The organism is Streptomyces sp. NPDC101490 (assembly GCF_044767145.1).
Taxonomy (GTDB): domain Bacteria; phylum Actinomycetota; class Actinomycetes; order Streptomycetales; family Streptomycetaceae; genus Streptomyces.
In genome coordinates this window covers 1-19,196 of record NZ_JBIWNI010000010.1, presented here as the reverse complement: position 1 = coordinate 19,196, position 19,196 = coordinate 1, and the positions used below count along the sequence as shown (strand labels likewise).

14 protein-coding genes are annotated in these 19,196 nt (G+C 74.7%); 8 read left to right on the top strand and 6 right to left on the bottom strand.

Annotated features, from left to right (window positions below; all coding sequences use genetic code 11):
• Positions 1-181: 181 nt before the first annotated feature.
• Positions 182-1,174, bottom strand: coding sequence for a hypothetical protein (locus tag ACIRQY_RS19890; RefSeq protein ID WP_403927373.1), 993 nt, complete (start codon positions 1,172-1,174; stop codon positions 182-184).
• A 1-nt stretch (position 1,175) separates the two neighbouring features.
• Positions 1,176-1,553 carry a hypothetical protein gene (locus ACIRQY_RS19885; protein WP_403927370.1) on the bottom strand — a complete coding sequence of 126 codons (378 nt, stop codon included), beginning with the start codon at positions 1,551-1,553 and terminating at the stop codon, positions 1,176-1,178.
• 113 nt (positions 1,554-1,666) lie between these two features.
• Between ACIRQY_RS19885 and ACIRQY_RS19880 the strand changes: the two genes are divergently transcribed.
• Positions 1,667-5,350, top strand: coding sequence for a CHAT domain-containing protein (locus tag ACIRQY_RS19880; protein WP_403927367.1), 3,684 nt, complete (start codon positions 1,667-1,669; stop codon positions 5,348-5,350).
• 140 nt (positions 5,351-5,490) lie between these two features.
• Here the strand turns inward: ACIRQY_RS19880 and lysA are convergent, their stop codons facing one another.
• The gene (lysA, locus tag ACIRQY_RS19875; RefSeq protein ID WP_403927364.1) at positions 5,491-6,930 is read right to left on the bottom strand and encodes a diaminopimelate decarboxylase; all 1,440 of its coding nucleotides are present in this window, start codon (positions 6,928-6,930) and stop codon (positions 5,491-5,493) included.
• Between the two features lie 13 nt (positions 6,931-6,943).
• Complete coding sequence (locus ACIRQY_RS19870) at positions 6,944-7,324, bottom strand: SAV_915 family protein (RefSeq protein ID WP_403927361.1); 381 nt, start codon at positions 7,322-7,324, stop codon at positions 6,944-6,946.
• Between the two features lie 331 nt (positions 7,325-7,655).
• Here ACIRQY_RS19870 and ACIRQY_RS19865 point away from each other — a divergent pair, with 331 nt between their 5' ends.
• Positions 7,656-7,817 carry a hypothetical protein gene (locus ACIRQY_RS19865; RefSeq protein ID WP_403927358.1) on the top strand — a complete coding sequence of 54 codons (162 nt, stop codon included), beginning with the start codon at positions 7,656-7,658 and terminating at the stop codon, positions 7,815-7,817.
• A gap of 258 nt (positions 7,818-8,075) precedes the next feature.
• Here ACIRQY_RS19865 and ACIRQY_RS19860 read toward each other — a convergent pair whose 3' ends face one another.
• Complete coding sequence (locus ACIRQY_RS19860; protein WP_403927355.1) at positions 8,076-9,644, bottom strand: helix-turn-helix domain-containing protein; 1,569 nt, start codon at positions 9,642-9,644, stop codon at positions 8,076-8,078.
• A 450-nt stretch (positions 9,645-10,094) separates the two neighbouring features.
• Between ACIRQY_RS19860 and ACIRQY_RS19855 the strand changes: the two genes are divergently transcribed.
• Both ACIRQY_RS19855 and ACIRQY_RS19850 read left to right on the top strand, forming a co-directional pair.
• Complete coding sequence (locus tag ACIRQY_RS19855) at positions 10,095-11,690, top strand: MFS transporter (RefSeq protein WP_403927352.1); 1,596 nt, start codon at positions 10,095-10,097, stop codon at positions 11,688-11,690.
• A gap of 102 nt (positions 11,691-11,792) precedes the next feature.
• Positions 11,793-13,478 (top strand): amidohydrolase, encoded by a 1,686-nt coding sequence (locus ACIRQY_RS19850; protein ID WP_403927349.1) that lies wholly within the window; start codon positions 11,793-11,795, stop codon positions 13,476-13,478.
• 273 nt (positions 13,479-13,751) lie between these two features.
• On the opposite strand, the gene ACIRQY_RS19845 is transcribed toward ACIRQY_RS19850, so the two are convergent.
• Complete coding sequence (locus ACIRQY_RS19845) at positions 13,752-15,377, bottom strand: BTAD domain-containing putative transcriptional regulator (RefSeq protein ID WP_403927346.1); 1,626 nt, start codon at positions 15,375-15,377, stop codon at positions 13,752-13,754.
• A gap of 292 nt (positions 15,378-15,669) precedes the next feature.
• Between ACIRQY_RS19845 and ACIRQY_RS19840 the strand changes: the two genes are divergently transcribed.
• From ACIRQY_RS19840 to dhaM, 4 genes are all read left to right on the top strand, one after another.
• On the top strand, positions 15,670-16,347 hold the full coding sequence (locus ACIRQY_RS19840; RefSeq protein ID WP_403927343.1) for an RICIN domain-containing protein: 678 nt from the start codon (positions 15,670-15,672) through the stop codon (positions 16,345-16,347).
• A 514-nt stretch (positions 16,348-16,861) separates the two neighbouring features.
• The gene (dhaK, locus tag ACIRQY_RS19835) at positions 16,862-17,854 is read left to right on the top strand and encodes a dihydroxyacetone kinase subunit DhaK (RefSeq protein ID WP_403927341.1); all 993 of its coding nucleotides are present in this window, start codon (positions 16,862-16,864) and stop codon (positions 17,852-17,854) included.
• 43 nt (positions 17,855-17,897) lie between these two features.
• Positions 17,898-18,527 carry a dihydroxyacetone kinase subunit DhaL gene (gene dhaL, locus ACIRQY_RS19830; RefSeq protein ID WP_351790431.1) on the top strand — a complete coding sequence of 210 codons (630 nt, stop codon included), beginning with the start codon at positions 17,898-17,900 and terminating at the stop codon, positions 18,525-18,527.
• Positions 18,524-18,943: a dihydroxyacetone kinase phosphoryl donor subunit DhaM gene (gene dhaM, locus ACIRQY_RS19825; protein WP_351790244.1), complete on the top strand. Its 420-nt coding sequence runs from the start codon at positions 18,524-18,526 to the stop codon at positions 18,941-18,943. The genes dhaL and dhaM overlap by 4 nt, the downstream gene beginning before the upstream one ends.
• The last annotated feature ends 253 nt before the right edge of the window (positions 18,944-19,196 follow it).

Here is a 19,196-nt window from a genome sequence, read left to right as displayed (position 1 = left end):
AGGAGTGCGGGCGCGCGCGGAGACGTGGAACGGGCCTCGGAGCGAGGGGAGGCCCTGCGCCGCCCCCGGGCGGGCGTCTCGCGCCGGGCCGCTCACGGGTCGGGGGCGCGACGGCCGAGTCCGCGCGGGTCACAGCGGTGTCGACGCGGCCCGGCGCCGGGGATCGGCGTCCCAGGTCCGTTCACCCGTCCGACCTGGCGGCGGGTACCGCGCGCGTCCGTCCGTCGGGGGCCCGGTCCGGTGGCTCAGGGGGCGGCGGGGACTCGGTCCGCAGATGGTGGGTGAGGCGGGCGCCGAGGTCATCGGTCAGGGGGCCGGTGTGGTCGATCCCGAGCTGGGCGGCCAGGGCCGGGGCGTGGAGGCGGGCGGCGACTTCGAGCAATCGGGCATAGCTGTCGACGGAGCTGCGCACGCGGTGCCGGGCGGCCAGCGCGAGGACGAGGGCCAGCGGGGCGGCCGGCCACCACCAGCGGGCCAGCGGCGCGTAGAGCAGGGCCCAGCCGGCCAGGGTGGTGGCCCGTACCAGCGCCGCACGGGCCTCGGCGATCCGGGCGCTCAGGGCCTCGGGGAGGACCGGCTCCAGATACGGCCAGAGGACGGCCAGGTCCAGCCGGTGGTCCCGGTCCAGCCGCAGTGCGGCGGCCTGGACGCGGTCGCCGCTCCAGGTGGGGCGCTCGGGTCGTTCCGGGGCGATCCTGGCCCGTCTGCGGGCGGCGGCCCGCAGCAGCGCGGGGGCGGGCCGGTCGGCCGGATCGGGGGCCATGGCCCGCTTCCGTCGCTCGTGGTAGGCGCGGTCGGCCGCGTCCCAGCGGGTCCGTCGGTGCTCCGCCCGGAGCCCGGCCAGGTACGCCAGCGGGGCGGGCCAGGTGCGCCAGCCGTCGGCCACCACCAGCCGTTCGACGAGTGTGCCCACCGCGGTCGCGACGGTTCCGGCGGCGGCCGCGGCGAGCAGTACGGCCACCAGCAGCACGATCTGCCCGCCGAGGCCGGTCATCTCGGGACCGGCGGCGAACGTGGTGATCTCCCGGGCGATGCGGGCGATGTCCAGCGGGTGTCCCCGGCCGAGCGTGCGGGCCGCGAAGGCGACGGCGAGGTAGAGCGCGCCGGGCAGCACCAGGAGGGACACCCAGCGTTCGGCGAGCTTCTTGCCCAGCTCGTTCCAGAGGCCGCCCACCTCAGAAGAGCCGTTCCCGCAGGAGTGCCCTGCGGCCGATCGAGCAGACCGGCCGGGCCTCGGCCACCTCGGCAGCGGACCGGCCCGCACACCGGCGCAGCGGGCACCGGTAGACGATCTCCAGCGCCTCCAGGCCGCTCCCGTCCCGCCCCTGGCCGAACCCGTGGAGGCCCACCATGCCGTCGGTCGACGCCCTGAGCTCCGCGTCCACTTCGTCAAGGAGGGAGCCGAGTTCCGGGTCCTCGTCCGGCGCCCCGGACAGGGTCAGCAGCCGCCCCAGCGGCGTCGCCGGATCGGCGCCCTCGTCACCCAGCAGTTCCGTCAACTCCTGGAGGTGTGTGCACACATACGCCAGTCCGGCCGCGAGATCCGCCCCCAAGCCAGTCCCCCCTCTCAGCGCCGGGGCGGCGACCGCGAGCTTTCCCGCGCCGCCCACGAACGTCCGGCCGACCTGATTCAATGCCGAGATTACCCCGGGGGCGGAGGCGACCAGTGGACACTCGCGAAAACGACAACAGTCCGTCGCACGCTGTCAGTTCGGCGGAGCTGACCGCTCTGCTGCATCAGCTGATGACGCCCTGCCTGGAAACCCGTCAGCCCCACCTCGCCCTGGACCCGGATCTGTTGCCCTTGGCAGCCACGCTGATCCACCGCGTCGGCGCACGGCTGTACGCGGACACCGTGGCCCGGGAGGACGTCGTCGCCGCCCACGTGGTCGCCATCCTGCTCCACACCCGCCTCGTGGCCCTCGGCGACGAGGCGTCCGAAGTCGACCACACCGCCTGGGTCATCCTGTCCGAGCTCGTGCGCTCGCTCGACCCGACGCTCGCCCAGGAGCCCCCGGCCGGGGCCCTCACCGACGTATCAGCGCCCTCACCACACCTGCACAGCCTGCTCACCTCCTTCGCCCTGGTCCTCCTCCAGCACCGGAGCCGGACCGGGGAAAACGCCGGGATGGGAGCCGCCGTACCGCTGCTCCAGGCCGCGGAGCAGACGGCGCCGGCGGACGAACTGCCCCTGATCTGGTACAGCCTGGGCTGCGTCTGGAAGCACCTGGCCGACGAAGCGCCCGAGTGCATGACCCTGGCCGCCTCCGACCTGGAGCGTGCGGCACGGGCGGCCGAGGGCCATCCGCAACGGACCCGCATGTGGCACGAACTCGCGCTCGTGCGCTTGGAGCAGTACGAGAACGACCGTGACATCCGGCATCTCGACGACGCCATCGAGGCCCGGAGGGCGGCAGTGGACACGGACTCCCCGGAGTCCGGATGGCGGTTCCTGATCGGATCGGCCCTCATCTCCCGGTTCCGGCTCGTGGGGATCCCCGCGGACCTCGACGAGGCGATCTCCTGGACCGCCGACGAACTGACGGACATGGGCGACGACAGCCCTCACCTCCCGGGGCTCCTGGGCAGCTTCGGGAACATGCTGCTCGAACGCCACGCCCTCGCCGGGGCCCGTACCGATCTCGAAGGCGCCCTGGCCGCCATGCGACTGGGCGAACAGGCCGCGCCACCCGGGCATCCGCTGCACGCGGCCCTGCACCAGAACGCGCACGCGGTCCAGCGGATGTGGGACCGGGGCCAGGACGGGGGTGCGGAGCCACCGGAGGCGGACGGCGACGTCCGGAGCACGGCGTCGCCGACACCGAACGCCTGGCCGGGCGAGCAGCCGGTCGACCCGGGTACGCTCCCGCCTCTCGTCACCGGCCTGGTCGCGCGGTTCCTACGGTCCGGCGATCCGGACGCGATGGAAGCGGCACTGCGGATCGCCGACGAGGCGGTCCACGCGCTGCCCGGCGACCCGGCCGCCCTGACCGCGCGCGCCGCGGCCCGCTTCTGGCACAGCCGCCGCTCCTCCGAACCCGCCGAACTGACGGGCGCGGTGGAGGACGCCAGGGCGGCGGCGGCCGCCACCGCCCCGGACGATCCGGAAGCCACCGTCCGGCTCGCCGCGCTCTCGCTCATGCTGCGGGTCAGGTTCGAGAACCTGGGCGATCTCGACGACCTGGACGCCGCGTGTGCCGCGGCGGAGACCGCCGTGCGCCTGGCCGACCGCCGGAACCCGGCCCACTTCGCCGCGTACACCAACCTCAGCGCCGCGCTCCTCGCCCGGTTCGTCGTCCTGCGCCGCCCCGAGGACATCGACGGGGCCGTGGCGGCCGGACGGACCGCCGTCGGATCCGCGCCGGACGGCTCCGAGTCCGCACGGGCCAGGACGCACCTGGCCGCCGCACTGCAGACGCGCTACGGCGCCTTCGAGCGGCGGGCCGACCTGGACGACACGATCACCGCCCTCGAAGCGGCCGTCGCCGACACACCGTCCGGTCACGTCGACTTTCCGGTCATGCGGCTCAAGCTCTCCGTCGCCCTGCGCGAACGCGGCGGCGCCCAGGACCTCGACGTCTCCGCCGCGCTGCTCCGCCGGACGATCACGGAACAGGAGTCCCTCCGGGGCCGCGACCCGAACACCGCCCACGCGCGCTCGGAGCTCGGCCTCACCCTGGTGCGGCGCTTCGGTGCCGAGGGGCGCGCCGAGGACCTGCGCGAGGCCGAGGAGGCGTTCCGGCTGGCCGCCGGAACCGTGACCGCCCCGACCAGGACCCGGCTGTCCTCAGCCGGGCACTGGGGCTCGGCCGCCATGGCGCGCGGCGACGCCACCGAGGCGCTCGACGCCTACCGGACGGCCGTCGAGGAACTGCTCCCCCGGCTGGCCGACCGCGGTCTCACCCGGGCTTCCCGGCTGGCGCAGCTCGCCCAGGTGCCGCTGCTGTCCCGCGACGCGGCCGCGGCCGCGATAGCCGCCGGGGACCTGCCCGGCGCGGTGCGCCTGCTCGAACAGAGCCGCTCGGTGATCTGGTCGCAGCTGACCCAGACCCGCACCGACCGGACCGATCTGCGCGCCCACCGACCCGAGCTGGCCGCGGAGTTCGACGCGATCTGCGCCGCCCTGGAAACCGGCTCCCCCGGGGGTGTCACGCGGGACGGTCTGCCCTGGGAGCTCAGCGAACGGTTCGACACCGTGCTGGCGCGCATCCGCGCGCTGCCCGGCTTCACGGGTTTCCTCGCGCCACCGGACTTCGACGCCCTGCGCCTGGCCGCGAAGGACGGGCCGGTCGTGATCGTCAACATCAGCCCCCAGCGCTGCGACGCGCTGCTGCTCAGCACCGCACCCGGCGAGCCTGCCGTCCGACTGGTCGAGCTGCCCCACGTCTCGGCGTACGAGATCGAGCGCCACGCAACGGAGTTCGGCGCCGCCGTCGGGCGCCTGTCCCGGCCGGGGCCCGCTCCCGGCCCCACCGAGGCCCGTGCCCTGGCGGGCCTGGTCACGGGCACGCTGACCCGGCTGTGGGAGGACATCGCCCGGCCCGTGCTGACGGCGCTCGGACTGGACCGTGCGGGGCCGACACCACCCCGGCTCTGGTGGTGCCCCACCGGCCCACTGGCGCTGCTGCCCCTGCACGCCGCCGGGCCCCGGGACGGACCGCGCGTCATGGACCTGGTGGTCTCCTCCTACACCCCGACCCTGAGCTCGCTGATCAGGGCCCGATCGCGGCCCCCGGCCAGACGGCCGCGCGTGCTCGGCGTCGGAGTGCGGCACACCGCCTCGGGCGACGGAACCTCCGGCCGGGGCGAGTTGCCGGGTACCGGTACCGAACTGGCCATGCTGACGCAGGTCTTCGGTGAGCGTCACACGGGCCGGGCCGACGCCGAAGCCGTCCTGCAGACGGTGCTCGCCGCCCTGCCCGCCCATCCCTGGGTGCACTTCGCCTGTCACGGCGTCTACGAGGCGAACGACCCCTCCGGTAGTCATCTAGCCCTGTACGACGGCCCGTTGACCGTCACGGGTATCGCCGAACAGGATCTGTCCGGGGCAGATCTGGCCTTCCTCTCCGCCTGTCACACGGCCCTGGGCGCCGACACGCTCGCGGACGAGGCGATCCATCCCGCCGCCGCCTTCCAGCTCGCCGGGTTCCGGCATGTCGTCGGCACCCTCTGGCGCCTCGCCGACGGCCCGGCCCCCGAGGTCGCCCGCGCCTTCTACCGGGCGCTGGCGGCGGACGGCGGGGCGGACCGCAGCGCACGGGCGCTGCACGACGCCGTCCAGGCGATCCGCCGGGATCCGGCCCACAGGTCTCCCCTGCACTGGGCCTGTTACGTCCATCTGGGCCCGTAGCACCCGGCGGCCCGGCGGGATCCGTACCACCGGGCGCCCGGCCGGGCCCGCACCGGGAAGTGCGGCGGACAGCCCGCCGTCCGACCCTGACAGCCGTGAACCGTGACGGCCGTGATCCGTGACGGCGGTGATCCGTGCCCCTAGAACCCCACGTCCCGGACCCTGAGGTCCGCCAGGGTCTCCCGGCGGACCAGGAGGCGGGCCCGGCCGTCGTGGACGGCGACGACCGGGGGGCGGCCCACGAGGTTGTACGAGGAGGCCATGGACAGGTGGTACGCGCCCGCCACCGGGACCGCGAGCAGGTCGCCGGGGTGGATGTCGGCGGGCAGCGGGACGTCCTCGGCCACGATGTCCCCGGCCTCGCAGTGGCGGCCGACGACCGTCACGCGCTCGGGGTCCGCCGTGGAGTGCCGGCCGACGAGCCGGGGCACGTAACGCACCCCGTAGAGGGCGGGCCGGGGGTTGTCGCTCATTCCGCCGTCGACCGCCACGAAGGTCGTCCCGGGGGTCCGCTTCACCGAGAGGACCCGGTAGAGGGCCACCCCGGCGGGTCCGGTCACGGCCCGGCCCGGTTCGATGAGCAGGCGCGGGACGGGCAGCCCGGCCGCCGCGCAGCTCCCGGCCAGTTCGGCGCGGACCTTCCGGGCGAGCGCGGCGAGGTCGAGCGCGGGTTCACCGGGGCGGTGCGCGATGCCGTGACCGCCGCCGAGATCGAGTTCGGGCAGGGTGACGCCATGGGTGTCGCGGATCCTGGCCATCAGGCCGACGAGCCGCCGCACGGCGACGAGGTACGGCTTGACGTCGGTGATCTGCGAGCCCAAGTGGCAGTGGAGGCCGGTCAGTTCGAGCTGGGGCTGGTCGAGCACGCGCGCGACGGCGTGCTGGGCGTGCCCGTCCCGCAGGGAGAGGCCGAACTTCTGGTCGTCGGTGCCGGTCCGGATCTTCCGGTGGCCGCCCGCGCCGATCCCCGGCGTCACCCGGATCATGACCTTCTGGTGTCCGCCGGTGCCGACGGCGGCGGCGATGCGGGCGATCTCGGAGGGCGCGTCGATGACGATACGGCCCACGCCGAGGCGCAGGGCGGTCTCCAGGTCCTGCGGGGACTTGGCGTTGCCGTGCAGCAGGACGCGCTCGGCGGGGAATCCGGCGGTCACCGCGAGTTCCAGTTCGCCCGCCGAGCAGACGTCGAGCCCGAGGCCCTCCTCGGCGACCCAGCGGGAGACGGCACGGCACAGGAAGGCCTTGGCCGCGTAGTGGATCTCGGCGTCGGGGAAGGCCGCCCGGTAGCCGCGGCAGCGCTCGCGCACCTCGGTCTCGTCCAGGACGTAGACGGGGGTGCCGTGGCCCTCGGCGATCTCGCTGAGCGGCACACCGCCGACGAGGAGGGCGCCGTGGGGCCGCTCGACGGTGGTGCGGGGCCAGACGGAGAGCGCGGCGGTGTCCTCGGGGTCGGGGGTACGGACCGGAGGGGCGGAAGCGGGATCCGGGGCGGGGAGTCCGTCCGGAGAGCCGGAGGTGGCCTCGGCCACGGCGGGCAGGGCCGGAGGAGCCGGGGCGTCCGTCAGGGGAAGGGTGGTCATCTCGGGTCTCCCTTCAGCCCGCGAGGGCGGTGAGGGAACGCGGGAGCGGCTGCAGTGCGCCGACCGCCGCCGGCGGGCCGGGGACGGCGGTGCGGGGGGAGGCCGACGCCGGGGCCGTGAACGTCGGGTCGATCGTCAGGACGCGTACGCCCAGGGGTTCGACCAGGGTCCGCAGGGCCGGTTCCGCCAGCCGGATCCAGGGCTGACCGGCTCCCAGGAGCGCGGTCAGCCGGGCCGGGTCGGTGAAGGCGACGGCGGTCCGGTCACCGACCGGCGTACGGAACAGCCGGGCGGCCACCCTGCCGCGGGTGCCCGGCCGGACGGGGACGCAGAGCCGTCCGGCCGGGGAGGGTTCCGCAGGCTCGGGGTCGTCTCCGTAGGGGGCGTCCGTCATGGCTTCCTCCGGGTTCGGGGGGTGATTCCGGCACGGTCGCGCCGGGTTCTCCCCGACGCTATCCCCGGCGATCACCCCTCCCCGGTCGGCCCTGACACGCCCCTGACGCGGAAGCCCCGGACGTATACGGGCCCCTGACACCCGGCCCCGGCCCCTCAGGGGCTGCGGCCCGTGCGCCCCTGGCGCCCCCACCGTCACCCGCCTGAGAACTGGCTGGTCAGACCCCCTGGGCATCCGGGAGAATGCCCCTCATGCCCGTAGTGGTTTTCCCTTCGCAGTTGTTCGAGCCAGACCGGCCCCAGAGCGGGGCGTCTGGGGAAGGGCTCGAACGATGGCACATTCACCGCACCGGCGCTGGAAGGGCTGCTGCCCGCTGTGCGCACCGCACAAGGTGCGCGGCGTCGGCCGCTCGGAGAAGGATCCCGCGGCCGTACGGCGTCAGCTCGGCAAGTCCCGGCGGTTGACCCGCCGGGACCTGGGCGACCGGAGCTGATCCGGCGTCCCCCGTACGGTGGCCGCTCCCTCGACGGGGGCGGCCACCGGCATGCCCCGGGGCCGTGTCCGGCGGCCCGGCCGGGAACGCGCGGGGCGGCCGGAGGTGGCCGGGAACGCGCGGGGCGGCCGGGAACTCCCGGGGCGTCATGTGCCCCGCCCCGCGCATCACCCTGATCTCTGACCTCTGGTCCCTGACCTCTGACCTCTGGTCCCTGGTCTCTGATCCCTGATCCCTGATCCCTGATGGATCGTGCTGTCAGTCGGCCCGGTCGTCCGTGAGGTCGCGGGCCGTCGCCGCGAACAGCAGCCACAGCCCGAAGCCGACGTCCGGGCTGTCCATGGACGCGCCCAGCAACGTGGCGCACCGGCGCAGCCGGGCCCGCACGGTGTGCCGGTGGACCTCCAGGGCCTCCGCGGTCAGATCCACCCGCGCCCCGTTGGTCACGTACGCGTGCAGCGTGGCCAGCAGGGTGTCGCCGTCCTCCTCGACCGTGAACGCCTCGCGCAGCGCGGCCCGCACCAGGCGGACCCCGGCCGGGTCCAGTGCCGTGCCCAGCAGCTCCGGCCAGCTGAGCCCCTCGTGGGTGATCAGGGCCAGCCCGCGTCGGCGGGCCTGCCTGGCCGTCGCCCGTGCCTGCTCCAGGCAGGTTCCCATCTCGGTCCGGTGGTCGGCACGGGCGAGCCCGGCGTGGACCGGGCGCCCCAGCCGTTCCGCCACGCCCGCCACGAAGGCACGGGCGTCGTGGAAGATCTCGTAACGGCCGACCAGCAGCAGCCCGTCGGCGGTCGGGGCGTCCACGAGCCAACGGCCCAGTCCCCAGGCCGCCTCCACGGCCCGCGTCAGCTCGGCCGGATCACCGGCGAGGACCAGCAGACCGTACGGCCCCGCCACCGGCAGTCCGAACTCGGCCATCATCGTGCGCCACGCCTCGGCGGGCAGCTCCCGGCCGGCCAGCAGTCTCATCCCGGTGCGCAGCATCATCAGCTCGTGGGGCATCGGCGCGCGGCCCTCGTCATGAGCGGCCTGGAGTTCGGCGACCGCCTCCTCCAGGGCCCGTTCCCGCGCCGTGTCCGGGGAAGAGCGGGTCAGGACGACCAGAACGCAGGCGGTGCGGCCGGCCACAGCCACGCAGCGGACCGTCAGCCCGTGCCGGGCCTCCTCCTTGCGGAAGCGGAACAGGGGGTCGTGGCGCGCGGCGGGCGGCAGGGACGCGATCGCGGCGGAGAGGGCCGGGCTCCAGGGACGCGCGGTGCCGGGAAGCGGTCGCAGCTCCGGGTCGAGCAGAGCGACCTCGCTGCCGGGCCCCAGGGCGGAAGCGAGGTTCTCGGCCACGGTCCGTGCGCGGACGGGCGGATCGTCCGTGGCCGGATCCCCGGTCCGGCCGCGGCTCCCCGTGGCGCCCTCCGTGCCGCACGGGTGCGCGTACGGCGGGAAGGAGCCGCGCTCCCAGGACCCCTCGCTGGCCTGCGGCCCGCCCTGGGCCTGGATCATGACGGGCAGTTCGTGCCGCTCGGCCTCCGCGAGGAGCGCGATAGGCAGGACGGTCGTCGCGGGGTCACCCTCCACGACGAGTGCCGCGCCGGATGCGACGGCGCGGACGAACGCCCGCTGCCCGGGCGGATCGGAGGGCAGCCGCTCCGGGCCGCACAGGGTGAGTGCGCCCGGCGGGGCGGCGGGGGCGGGCTGTTCGTGGAGCGGCGCGGCTGAGGGCCCGCCCCGCAGATCGACCACCCGCGTCACGGTCCGCTCCACCCCGGCCGCGCCGACGACCAGCCGCAGACCGGAGGCCTCGCGGAACAGCAGACTTCGTACGGAGATGGCCATGAGCCCATCTGTACCAGTGCGGACCTCCCCCGGACCAAGGCCCATGGTCCCTGCCTCGCGCCCCTCCCCGGCCCCGCCCTGTGGCGTACGTCACCGGAGGACCTGTGGCTCGGGGTGTACGGGTCTTCCGGACCGCGTGCGAGGTGACCGAGGTCCTGTACGCCGCGTACAGCGGGCGCGCGCGGAACCGGACCCGCAGCCGTCGGCCGGGGGGCGGGGCACACGGCCCGGGACCGGGGCGAGGCGTCCGAGGCGTTCGCCCCGGGGGCGAAGGGCGGCCGACGGCCTTCCCCGCACACGCGCCCCGGCAGGCCGGGGGCGGGCCTTTGCGCCCCCGGGGCGCGGGATGGAGCGCACCAGGATGAAGCCACGGCACGCCCCGATCGCCGGTCCCCACCGGGTCCGGCCCGCCAGCCCCCGGGGCGCGCGCATTCCAAGGAGCTGAGGACCATGTCCGACACCCCGGAAACCCCTCCGGGAGCCGCACCCGCCACCGACACCCCTGTCCCGCAGCGGTGGCCCCGGTTCACCGAGCGGAACCCGCGGCGCCGCATGGCTGCCCTGCTCGGTGTCTCGGTGGCCTCCACCATCCAGATGGTGGACCCCAGCCTCAACGCCGCCGCGCTGCCCAAGGCGGCGGAGGCCCTGGGCATGTCCTCCGGCGAGGTGACCCTCGCCGCCAGCCTGGCCACGCTGCTCCTCGCCGCCTCCATGCTGGGCACCGGGGCCCTCGGTGACCTCCGGGGCCGCCGCCCCGTCCTGCTCCTCGGCGCGGCGGGCACCGTCATCGGCTGCCTGATCACCGCGTTCGCGACCGGGCCCCTGCTCTTCGTCATAGGCCGCGCGATCACCGGCATCGCCACGGCCGCCGCCTTCGGCATGGCCCTGGCGATCATCCCGCTCCTGTTCCGGCGGGAGGAACTGCCCAAGGCCTTCGGCATCTGGCTCGGCATCCAGGGCATCATGATCTGCTTCGCCTCCCTCGGCGGCGGCTGGCTGATCACCGCCTTCGGCTGGCGGCTCGGCTTCTGCGTGGTCCCCCTGCTCGGCGCCTGCGCCACCCTGTGGGCCTTCCTGACCGTGCCCGACAGCAAGGCGGAGAAGGCGCGCCGGTTCGACGTCGTGGGCGTGGCGCTCGCGGCGGTCGCGTTGATCTGCCTGATCCAGGGCTTCGCCCAGGTCGGCAGGTACGGCTGGGGCTCCCCCGTCACCCTCGGTCTGCTGACCGGCGCGCTGCTGCTCTTCGCGGCCTTCGCGGTCTGGGAGCGCAGGACCCCCGAACCCGCCTTCCCCCTGACGCTCTTCAGCGTCCGCCCCTTCCTGGCGGCCGTGATCGTCGGCATCGCGTTCAACCTCGGCAACGCCGCCGTCACCATGCAGTATCCGATGATCCTCCAGCAGACGCTGGGGCAGAACGCCTTCACCGCTTCCTTCGTCCTCGCCATGTTCGGGGCGGGCTCGATCGGCGGAGCCTTCGGCGCGGGAGCCGTGCAGACCAGGTTCGGGATCCCGGACCGGGTGATGTTCGTCAGCGGCCTGTCCGTGATCGCGGCCGGTCTGCTCACCATGGTGGTGACCACCGAGACCACGCCGGTCTGGGTCTTCGTCGTCACCGCGACCGTGATCGGCTTCGGTGTCACCTGGTCGCAGAATCCGCAGTCGGCGGTGATGATGCGCTACGCCCCGCCCTCGATGGTCGGTTCGGTCGGCGCGGTCAAACCTGCCGTCGGCCAGATGGGCATGGGTCTCGGGCTGGGCGGGCTGATCCCCGTCGTGAACTCCCTGACGGCCGCGTCCGACGGCACTCCGCAGCAGGCCCAGGCCAACGGCTTCGGGCTGGGGATGGCGCTCGTCGCCGGAATCCTGGTGCTGGCCGCCGTTCCGATCTGGGTGATGATGCGCCCCCGCCCGAGCGGGGACACCACCGCCTCCGGAACCGGTACGGGCCCGCGCGCCGACCGCCGTACGGACACGGACAGCGCATCCGGATCCGGGGCGGCCCAGGACGTGCCGCTCCCCACCCCGGCGGCGGCAGCCCGGCCCTGACGTCCGCGCGACCGCGCACGTCCACCCGCCCCGCCCCCGCTCTCCCCCCACCCAACACCCAGCACCCACCCATCCAATCCTCCGGACCAGGAGCGCTCCCCCATGAGCACGGACCCCGTCACCACCCTTGCCGCCGTCCCCGACACGGTCTTCGTGAACGCGACCGTCATCACCGTCGACCCCGCGCGCCCCCGGGCCGAGGCCCTCGCCGTCACCGCCGGCCGGATCACCGCGGTCGGCACCGAGGCCGAGGTCCGCGCCCTCGCCGGACCGCTCACCGAGACGGTCGACCTCGCCGGACGCACGGTTCTGCCCGGTTTCGTCGAGGCGCACGGCCACCCGACGGTCGCCATGACCATCGACGGCCCCGACGTCGTGGACATCCGGCCCATGACCTGCCCCACCGCCGAGTCCGTCGTCGCCACCATCCGCGAGACCGTGGCCGCCGCCGAACCGGGTGAGCCACTCGCCTTCTTCGGCTGGGACATCCTCCTCCAGGAGGGCCTGGAAGAGCCCACCAAGGCATGGCTCGACGAACTGGCCCCCGGCAATCCCCTGGCCATCCTCCAGAACTCCGCCCATCTCTCCTGGGGCAACTCCCTCGCCATCAAGGCGATCGAGCTGACCCGCGACACGGTCGACCCCGACGGCTGCCACTTCGAACGGGACGAGCGGGGCGAGCCCACCGGCAAGGCCGTCGAGGTCCCCGCCTCACTGATGATGATGGGCACCCCGTTCAACACCTCCCCCGAACGGGCCCCGGAACTCCTGGCCCACGAGCACGACGTCCTCGCCTCGCGCGGGCTCACCATGACCGGCGACCTGGGTCTCAGGGCCGCGATGCGCCCGGTCTGCGCCGAGCTCGCGGTCACCGACCGGGCGAAGGTCCGGGTACGGGCGTACGAGATGTCCGACGCGGCGATGCGCAGCGGGGCGGCGCCGGGCGACGGGGACTCGGCCGGAGGCGCCATGTTCCGGCAGATCGGCATCAAGATGTGGGCGGACGGCAGTCCCTGGATCGGGAACATCGCCACCTCCTTCCCGTACCTCAACACCCCTCAGACCGCCGCCCTCGGCCTCGCCCTCGACCACCGGGGCTGCGCCAACTACACGGCCGACCAGGTACGGGACATCATCGACGCCTACTTCTCCGAGGGCTGGCAGCTCGCCTGCCACGTCCACGGGGACACGGCCGTGGAGATGCTCCTCGACGTCTTCGCGGAGAAACTCCCCGAGTACGACCGCCCCGACCACCGGACCCGCTTCGAACACTGCGGCACCATGACCGCCGACCAGTACCGCAGGGCGGCCCGACTCGGCATCACCTGCAGCCTCTTCGTGGACCACATCTACTACTGGGGAGACGTCCTGGTCGACTCCCTCTTCGGGGAGCGGGCCCACGACTGGGCCAACGCGCGGGCCGCGCTCGACGCGGGCATGCGGATCTCCTTCCACAACGACGCCCCGGTCACCCCCGTCGAGCCGCTGCGCAACATCCAGGTGGCCGTCACCCGGCGTACGCGTTCCGGGGCCCGCGTCCTCGGACCCGAGCACCGGGTGGATCTGGACGAGGCGATCCGGGCCCAGACCGCCGACGCGGCCTGGCAGCTCCAGAGCGAGCACGAGGCGGGTTCGATCGAGATCGGAAAGTACGCGGACCTGGTGGTCCTCTCCGCGGACCCGTACGAGACGGACCCGCACGAGATCGGGGACATCGAGGTCCTCGCCACCTACCTGGCGGGCGCCCCCACCTTCACGGCCGCCGCCACCCCTGTCACCACCACCTGACCGGAGCCCTCCCTCCCACCACCTGACCGGAGCCCTCCCTCCCACCACCTGACCGGAGCCCGTCCCGCCCTCCGCCGTCCCGACCGGCGGAGGGCGGGACCGTCGCCGCGCACGTCCGCCGTCCGTACCACGACGGTCCTCGTCGTGACGTCTCGCCCGGACGGCGGATCGGTCGGCCCACCCGGCCGCGTCCGGCGCGGGGACGGACACCGCCCCGGGCACGCGCCGGATCGCGCTCCGTCCTGCGGGGGAATACGCCCTCCGCCCGCGCGCTCAAGGCCTGAGGAGTCGGTCGAACTCCGTCACTCGGGTCCCGTGGCGCGTTCTCGTGTTCTCCAGGACAGCCGCCTTCAGGACATCGGTGCGCACGTCGGCGACGCCTCGGGGAGAGGTGACCCCGGGCGTGTGCTCGTAGTTCCAGACGACGGCGTCGAGGTGGACCGGTGCGGTGAACCGCCATCCCCGCGACAGGATCGCCCGGGAGATCGCCGGGTAGGGCGTGTGGACCGGATTGCCGAGCCAGCCGAGGAGCGCGGTACGCGGCACGCTGAAGTCCACACCGGCCCTGCCCAGCGCCCGCAGGACGGCCGGAGCGAGAGCCGGTGCGCCGCGGTCCGGATCCAGCACGATGAGCTCGTCCCACATCCGTACCGCGTCCATGACGGCCGCCCGCGCGTCCCGCGCCCTCCCCGCCTCGTCGAATGCCTCGGCGGCGGCGAAGAGTTCCCGTGCGCGTGCGACCGACACCCGGGGGCCGTCGCTCCCGTCGCGCTCCCCGGCCTCCCGCCGGAGGACGTGCGCCGTGCCCGTCGCCGCGGGCAGCACCACCGTCACGAGGACGGCCAGCAGAACGCGTCGGCGGGTCGTCCGCACCCGCGACCGGCCCGACGCCGGGTCGGTCGCGGCACCGTCGTGGTGCCCGGGCGGCGCCCCGGGCGGCGACGGCGCACCCGCGGAACCGGGACGGGGCACGGCGGTACGGGCCGGTGCGCGGGCGCCCGCACCGGACGGCGCGCCGAAGGACTCGGCGGCGCCCGCCGGAAGCGGATCGGCCGGGCGCCGGGCCACCTCGGAGGGCGAGGCTCCGGCCCACGGCCGGAGAGGGCCCGGCCCGGCGGCGCGCGGTGCCGCCGCGGCCGCTGGTGTCCGCGGCGGACCCTTCCCCAGGACGGTCCGGTACACGGCCGTGAGCTCCGCACCGGGGTCGGTGCCCAGTTCCTCGGCCAGCCGCCGTCTGACGACGCCGTAGCGATCCAGGGCCTCCGCCTCCCGCCCGGCCGCGTGCAGCGCCTGGATCAGCACGCATTCCAGGGGCTCGGCCAGGGGGTATTCGGCGGCGAGATCGGGCACCAGGGAGATCACCCCGGCGGGACGGCCGAGGCGGAACTCGGCCTGCGCCCACCACACGGCCGCGTCCAGCCGCCGACGATGGCAGCTCGCCCGGACCCGCGCGGCCCACGCGCCCGAGAGACCGGCCAGCGGCTCTCCCCGCCACAGGCCCAGGGCCTCGGCGAGCACCACGGCCCGGGCCTCGTCGTCGTACCGCCGGTCCGCGCTCCGCTCGACCAGCCGACGGAACCGGTGAAGATCCACCAGCTCGGGGTCGATGTGCAGCACGTACCCGGCGTGCCGGCGCTCCATCCGTGCCGCCGCGCCGCCGCCGGGGGCCGCCGTCTGTCTCAACAGCCCCCGGATCCTGCTCAGGTGGGCGTACAGCACGGGCCGGGCGTTGGCGGGCGGATCGTGGCCCCAGACCCGGTCGACGAGTGTCTCCAAGGCGATCGGTCTCCGGGCGTCGACGAGCAGGGCGGCCAGTACCACCTGCTGCCGCGGCGTCCCCACGTCGAGCGACCGCCCCTCCGACCGCACCTCGATCTCGCCCAGCAGCCGGAAGTCCACGCGTCCCCCTGTATGACCGACCGCGCATGCCGACGTCCCCGCTTCCCATGCTGGCTGGCCCGCAAGGTGGCCGCAAGGTCGGCGCACAGGCCGCGACGCCAGGGTGGGGACGGTCAGGGCTCACCGACGCCGTCCACACGGCCGAGGAGACGCCCTGCCGCCGGTCCGGCGGGACCCGGACGGCGTCCGCCGGGAGGGAGGCACGGCGACGCCCCGGGAAGTCGCTCACGCTCCGCTCCGTCGTACCGGCGACGACCGGCACCAGTACCCGACCCCCACGAAGGAGATCACCATGCGGATACCCCTCGCCCCACGGCCCGACCGCCCCGGCAGAGCCACGGCATCGGCCGCGCCGCCGGTGCGGACCGGGCCCGGACGCTCCCGCCTCACTCCGGCGGCCCTGGCGGCGGCCCTGATGTTCGCCGTCCTCTCGGCGCTCGCCCCGACACCCGCCCAGGCCGCGGAACCCACCCGCTACGAGCTCGTGAACACCCGGACCGGGCTGCGCGCCGACGTCATGTGGGCGTCGGCCGACGCGTACACCGGCGTGTTCCTGTGGCCGGACAACACCAGTGCCTCCCAGGAGTACGAGCTGCTCGACAGCGGCAGCGGGTACTTCCGGATCAAGGCCCGGCACTCCGGCCAGTGCCTCATGCTCGACTGGCGTTCGGGGTACTACGAGAACGGCACCGGTGTCATCCAGTACCCGCACTGTGCCGCCGGTTACGCACCGGCGGAATGGTCCATCGCCTGGGCACGGACGAGTTGTTCGGGGCAGTGCTTCCCCACGACCATGCTCCTGAAGAACAGGGCGACCGGCAGGTGCCTCGACGCGGCGGCCCCGTCCGGCACACCCGCCCAGCAGGCCCGCCTGCAGCAGTGGGACTGCATCTCGGTCGACAACGAGTGGAACAGGGGGAACCAGAGCTGGAACCTCCGGCAGCTCAACAACTTCCCCACCATCCCCTGAACGGCGAGCGGCGCCGGCCGTGACCCGGCCCCGGGCCGTGCGCCGCTCCGGGACGAGACGCCCTCCACGGCCCTCACGACGGCCGTGGAGGGCCCCTGGCCGTCAGGACCCGGCGCCGACGACCGCGCCCCGCCCCGGGTGGAGGCGGCCGTGCCGGGACGGCCGACCCTCGTCGCGTCCCCGCGCCGCCGTCGGGGAGACGGTCACCGCCGAACCCGGCCGCCGGAGCATCCGGCCGGAGACGGGCGCGGTGGACAGCCCACGGATCTCGGCGCGAGCCCCCACGGGGGGACACTTTCGCCTGATACTGGTCCGGGTGTTCGCGCAGGAGGTCCCGGGCCCGTCGGAACGGTCCGGCATCACGTCGGTGAAGTGGGCGTCGCCTCGGCGGAAGTCCGCCGGGAACCGCCTCGGGACCACCGCCGAGCATCAGGACGGATACCTGGCCCTACCCGCCGTGACCTGCAAGGACATCACCCATACAGCCGTCTTCCGATCTGCCGAGGAGATATCGTTGAGGATGCTCATCAACGTTCCCGAGACCGTCGTCGCCGACGCCCTGCGGGGAATGGCCGCCGCGCATCCCGAGCTGAACGTGGACGTGGAGCGGCGGATCGTGGTGCGGCGGGACGCGCCCGTGGCCGGTCAGGTCGCGCTGGTGTCCGGCGGGGGGTCCGGCCACGAGCCGCTGCACGGCGGATTCGTGGGACCCGGGATGCTCACCGCCGCCTGTCCCGGCGAGGTCTTCACGTCCCCCGTCCCGGACCAGATCGTACGGGCCGCGGCGGCGGTCGACAGCGGCGCAGGAGTGCTGTTCGTCGTCAAGAACTACACCGGTGACGTGCTGAACTTCGAGATGGCGGCGGAACTCGCCGAGGACGAGGGCATCCAGGTGGCCAGGGTCCTCGTCGACGACGACGTCGCCGTGACCGACAGCCTCTACACGGCGGGGCGGCGCGGCACCGGCGCCACCCTGTTCGTGGAGAAGATCGCGGGCGCGGCGGCCGAGGAGGGCGCGCCCCTGGAGCGGGTCGAGTCGATCGCCCGCCGGGTCAACGGGCGTTCCCGTTCCTTCGGCGTGGCTCTGAGCGCCTGCACGACGCCCGCCAAGGGCAGCCCCACCTTCGACCTCCCGGCGGGCGAGCTCGAACTCGGGGTCGGCATCCACGGCGAACCCGGGCGGGAGCGGCGCCCGATGATGACCTCCCGGGAGATCGCGGACTACACCGTGGACGTCGTCCTCGACGAACTCCGTCCGGCCGGTCCGGTGATCGCCCTGGTGAACGGGATGGGCGGGACCCCGCTCCTGGAGCTGTACGGGTTCAACGCGGAGGTCCAGCGGGTGCTCGGCGAACGGCGGGTGCCGGTGGCCCGGACGCTGGTCGGGAACTATGTGACCTCGCTCGACATGGCGGGCTGCTCGGTGACCCTGTGCGAGGTGGACGAGGAGACGCTCCGGCTGTGGGACGCGCCCGTGGGGACCCCGGCGCTGCGCTGGGGCCGGTGAGACGAGGGACGGGACGGGACGAGGGATGGGACGGATGGACGACATGACGGAGACCTTCGGCGCGGAGTTCCTGGTGCGCTGGCTCACCGCCGCCGCCGGGGTCGTGGACCGCGAGGCCGACCGGCTCACCGAGCTGGACTCGGCCATCGGCGACGCCGACCACGGGGCCAACCTGAGGCGCGGGTTCGCCGCCGTGACGGCGACCCTGGCGGAGGAGCCGCCCCGGACGCCGGGCGCGGTGCTCACCACCGCCGGGCGGGAGCTGATCTCGACGGTCGGCGGGGCCGCGGGGCCGCTGTACGGCACGCTGCTGCGCCGTACCGGCAAGACGCTGGGCGAGGGGGCGCGGGTCACCCGGGAGGAACTGGCGGAGGCCCTCGGTTCCGGGGTGTCGGCGGTGTCCCAGCTGGGGGGCGCGCAGGTCGGGGACAAGACGATGCTGGACGCGCTGGTACCGGCCGTGGACGGGCTGCGGGAGTCGTTCGCGGCGGCCCGCGCCGCCGCCGAGGCGGGCGCCCTCGCGACCGTGCCGCTGCGGGCCCGCAAGGGCAGGGCGAGCTATCTGGGCGAGCGGTCGGAGGGGCACCAGGATCCGGGGGCGACGTCCTCGGCGCTGCTGTTCGCGGCCCTGGACGAGACCGCGCGGACCCCGCGCGCCGGGACGGCGTCATGAGCGCGGGAAGCGGTACGGGGCTCGTCGGCATCGTGCTCGTCTCGCACAGCGCCGCCGTCGCGTCGGCGGTGGCCGAGCTGGCGCGGGGCCTCGCCGGGGGCGGGGACCTCGCTCCGGTGGCCCCGGCGGGCGGGACCCCGGACGGCGGTCTGGGAACCAGCGCGGAGCTGATCCGGAAGGCGGCGGAGTCCGTGGACCGGGGGGCCGGGGTCGCGGTCCTGGTCGATCTCGGGAGCGCGGTGCTCACCGTGAAGGCGCTGCTCGCCGAGGGTGACGAACTGCCCGGAGGGACCCGGCTGGTGGACGCGCCGTTCGTCGAGGGCGCGGTCGCGGCCGTGGTGACGGCGAGCGTCGGCGGCGACCTCGACGCGGTGACGGCGGCGGCGTCGGAGGCGTACGCCTACCGCAAGGAGTGAGGGACGGGTCCGGCGCCGGGGGCGGCGCCCGCGAGGCGGCTGCGGGCGCCGCCTTCGAGGCGCGCGGTCCCTCGGCCGCCGTCGGGTCGGGCAGGGGCCGACGGCGCGGGGGCACGGGCCGGGGCTCACCGGCAGGCGCCCACGGCTGGGGCGTGTTGCGAAAGTCCCGCCTGCCTGGCGGCGTCTGGCACGCACGCTCGCCGCGTTGTCGGGATCACCCCGATACATCCAGTATCGGGGCGACCCTCCGCCT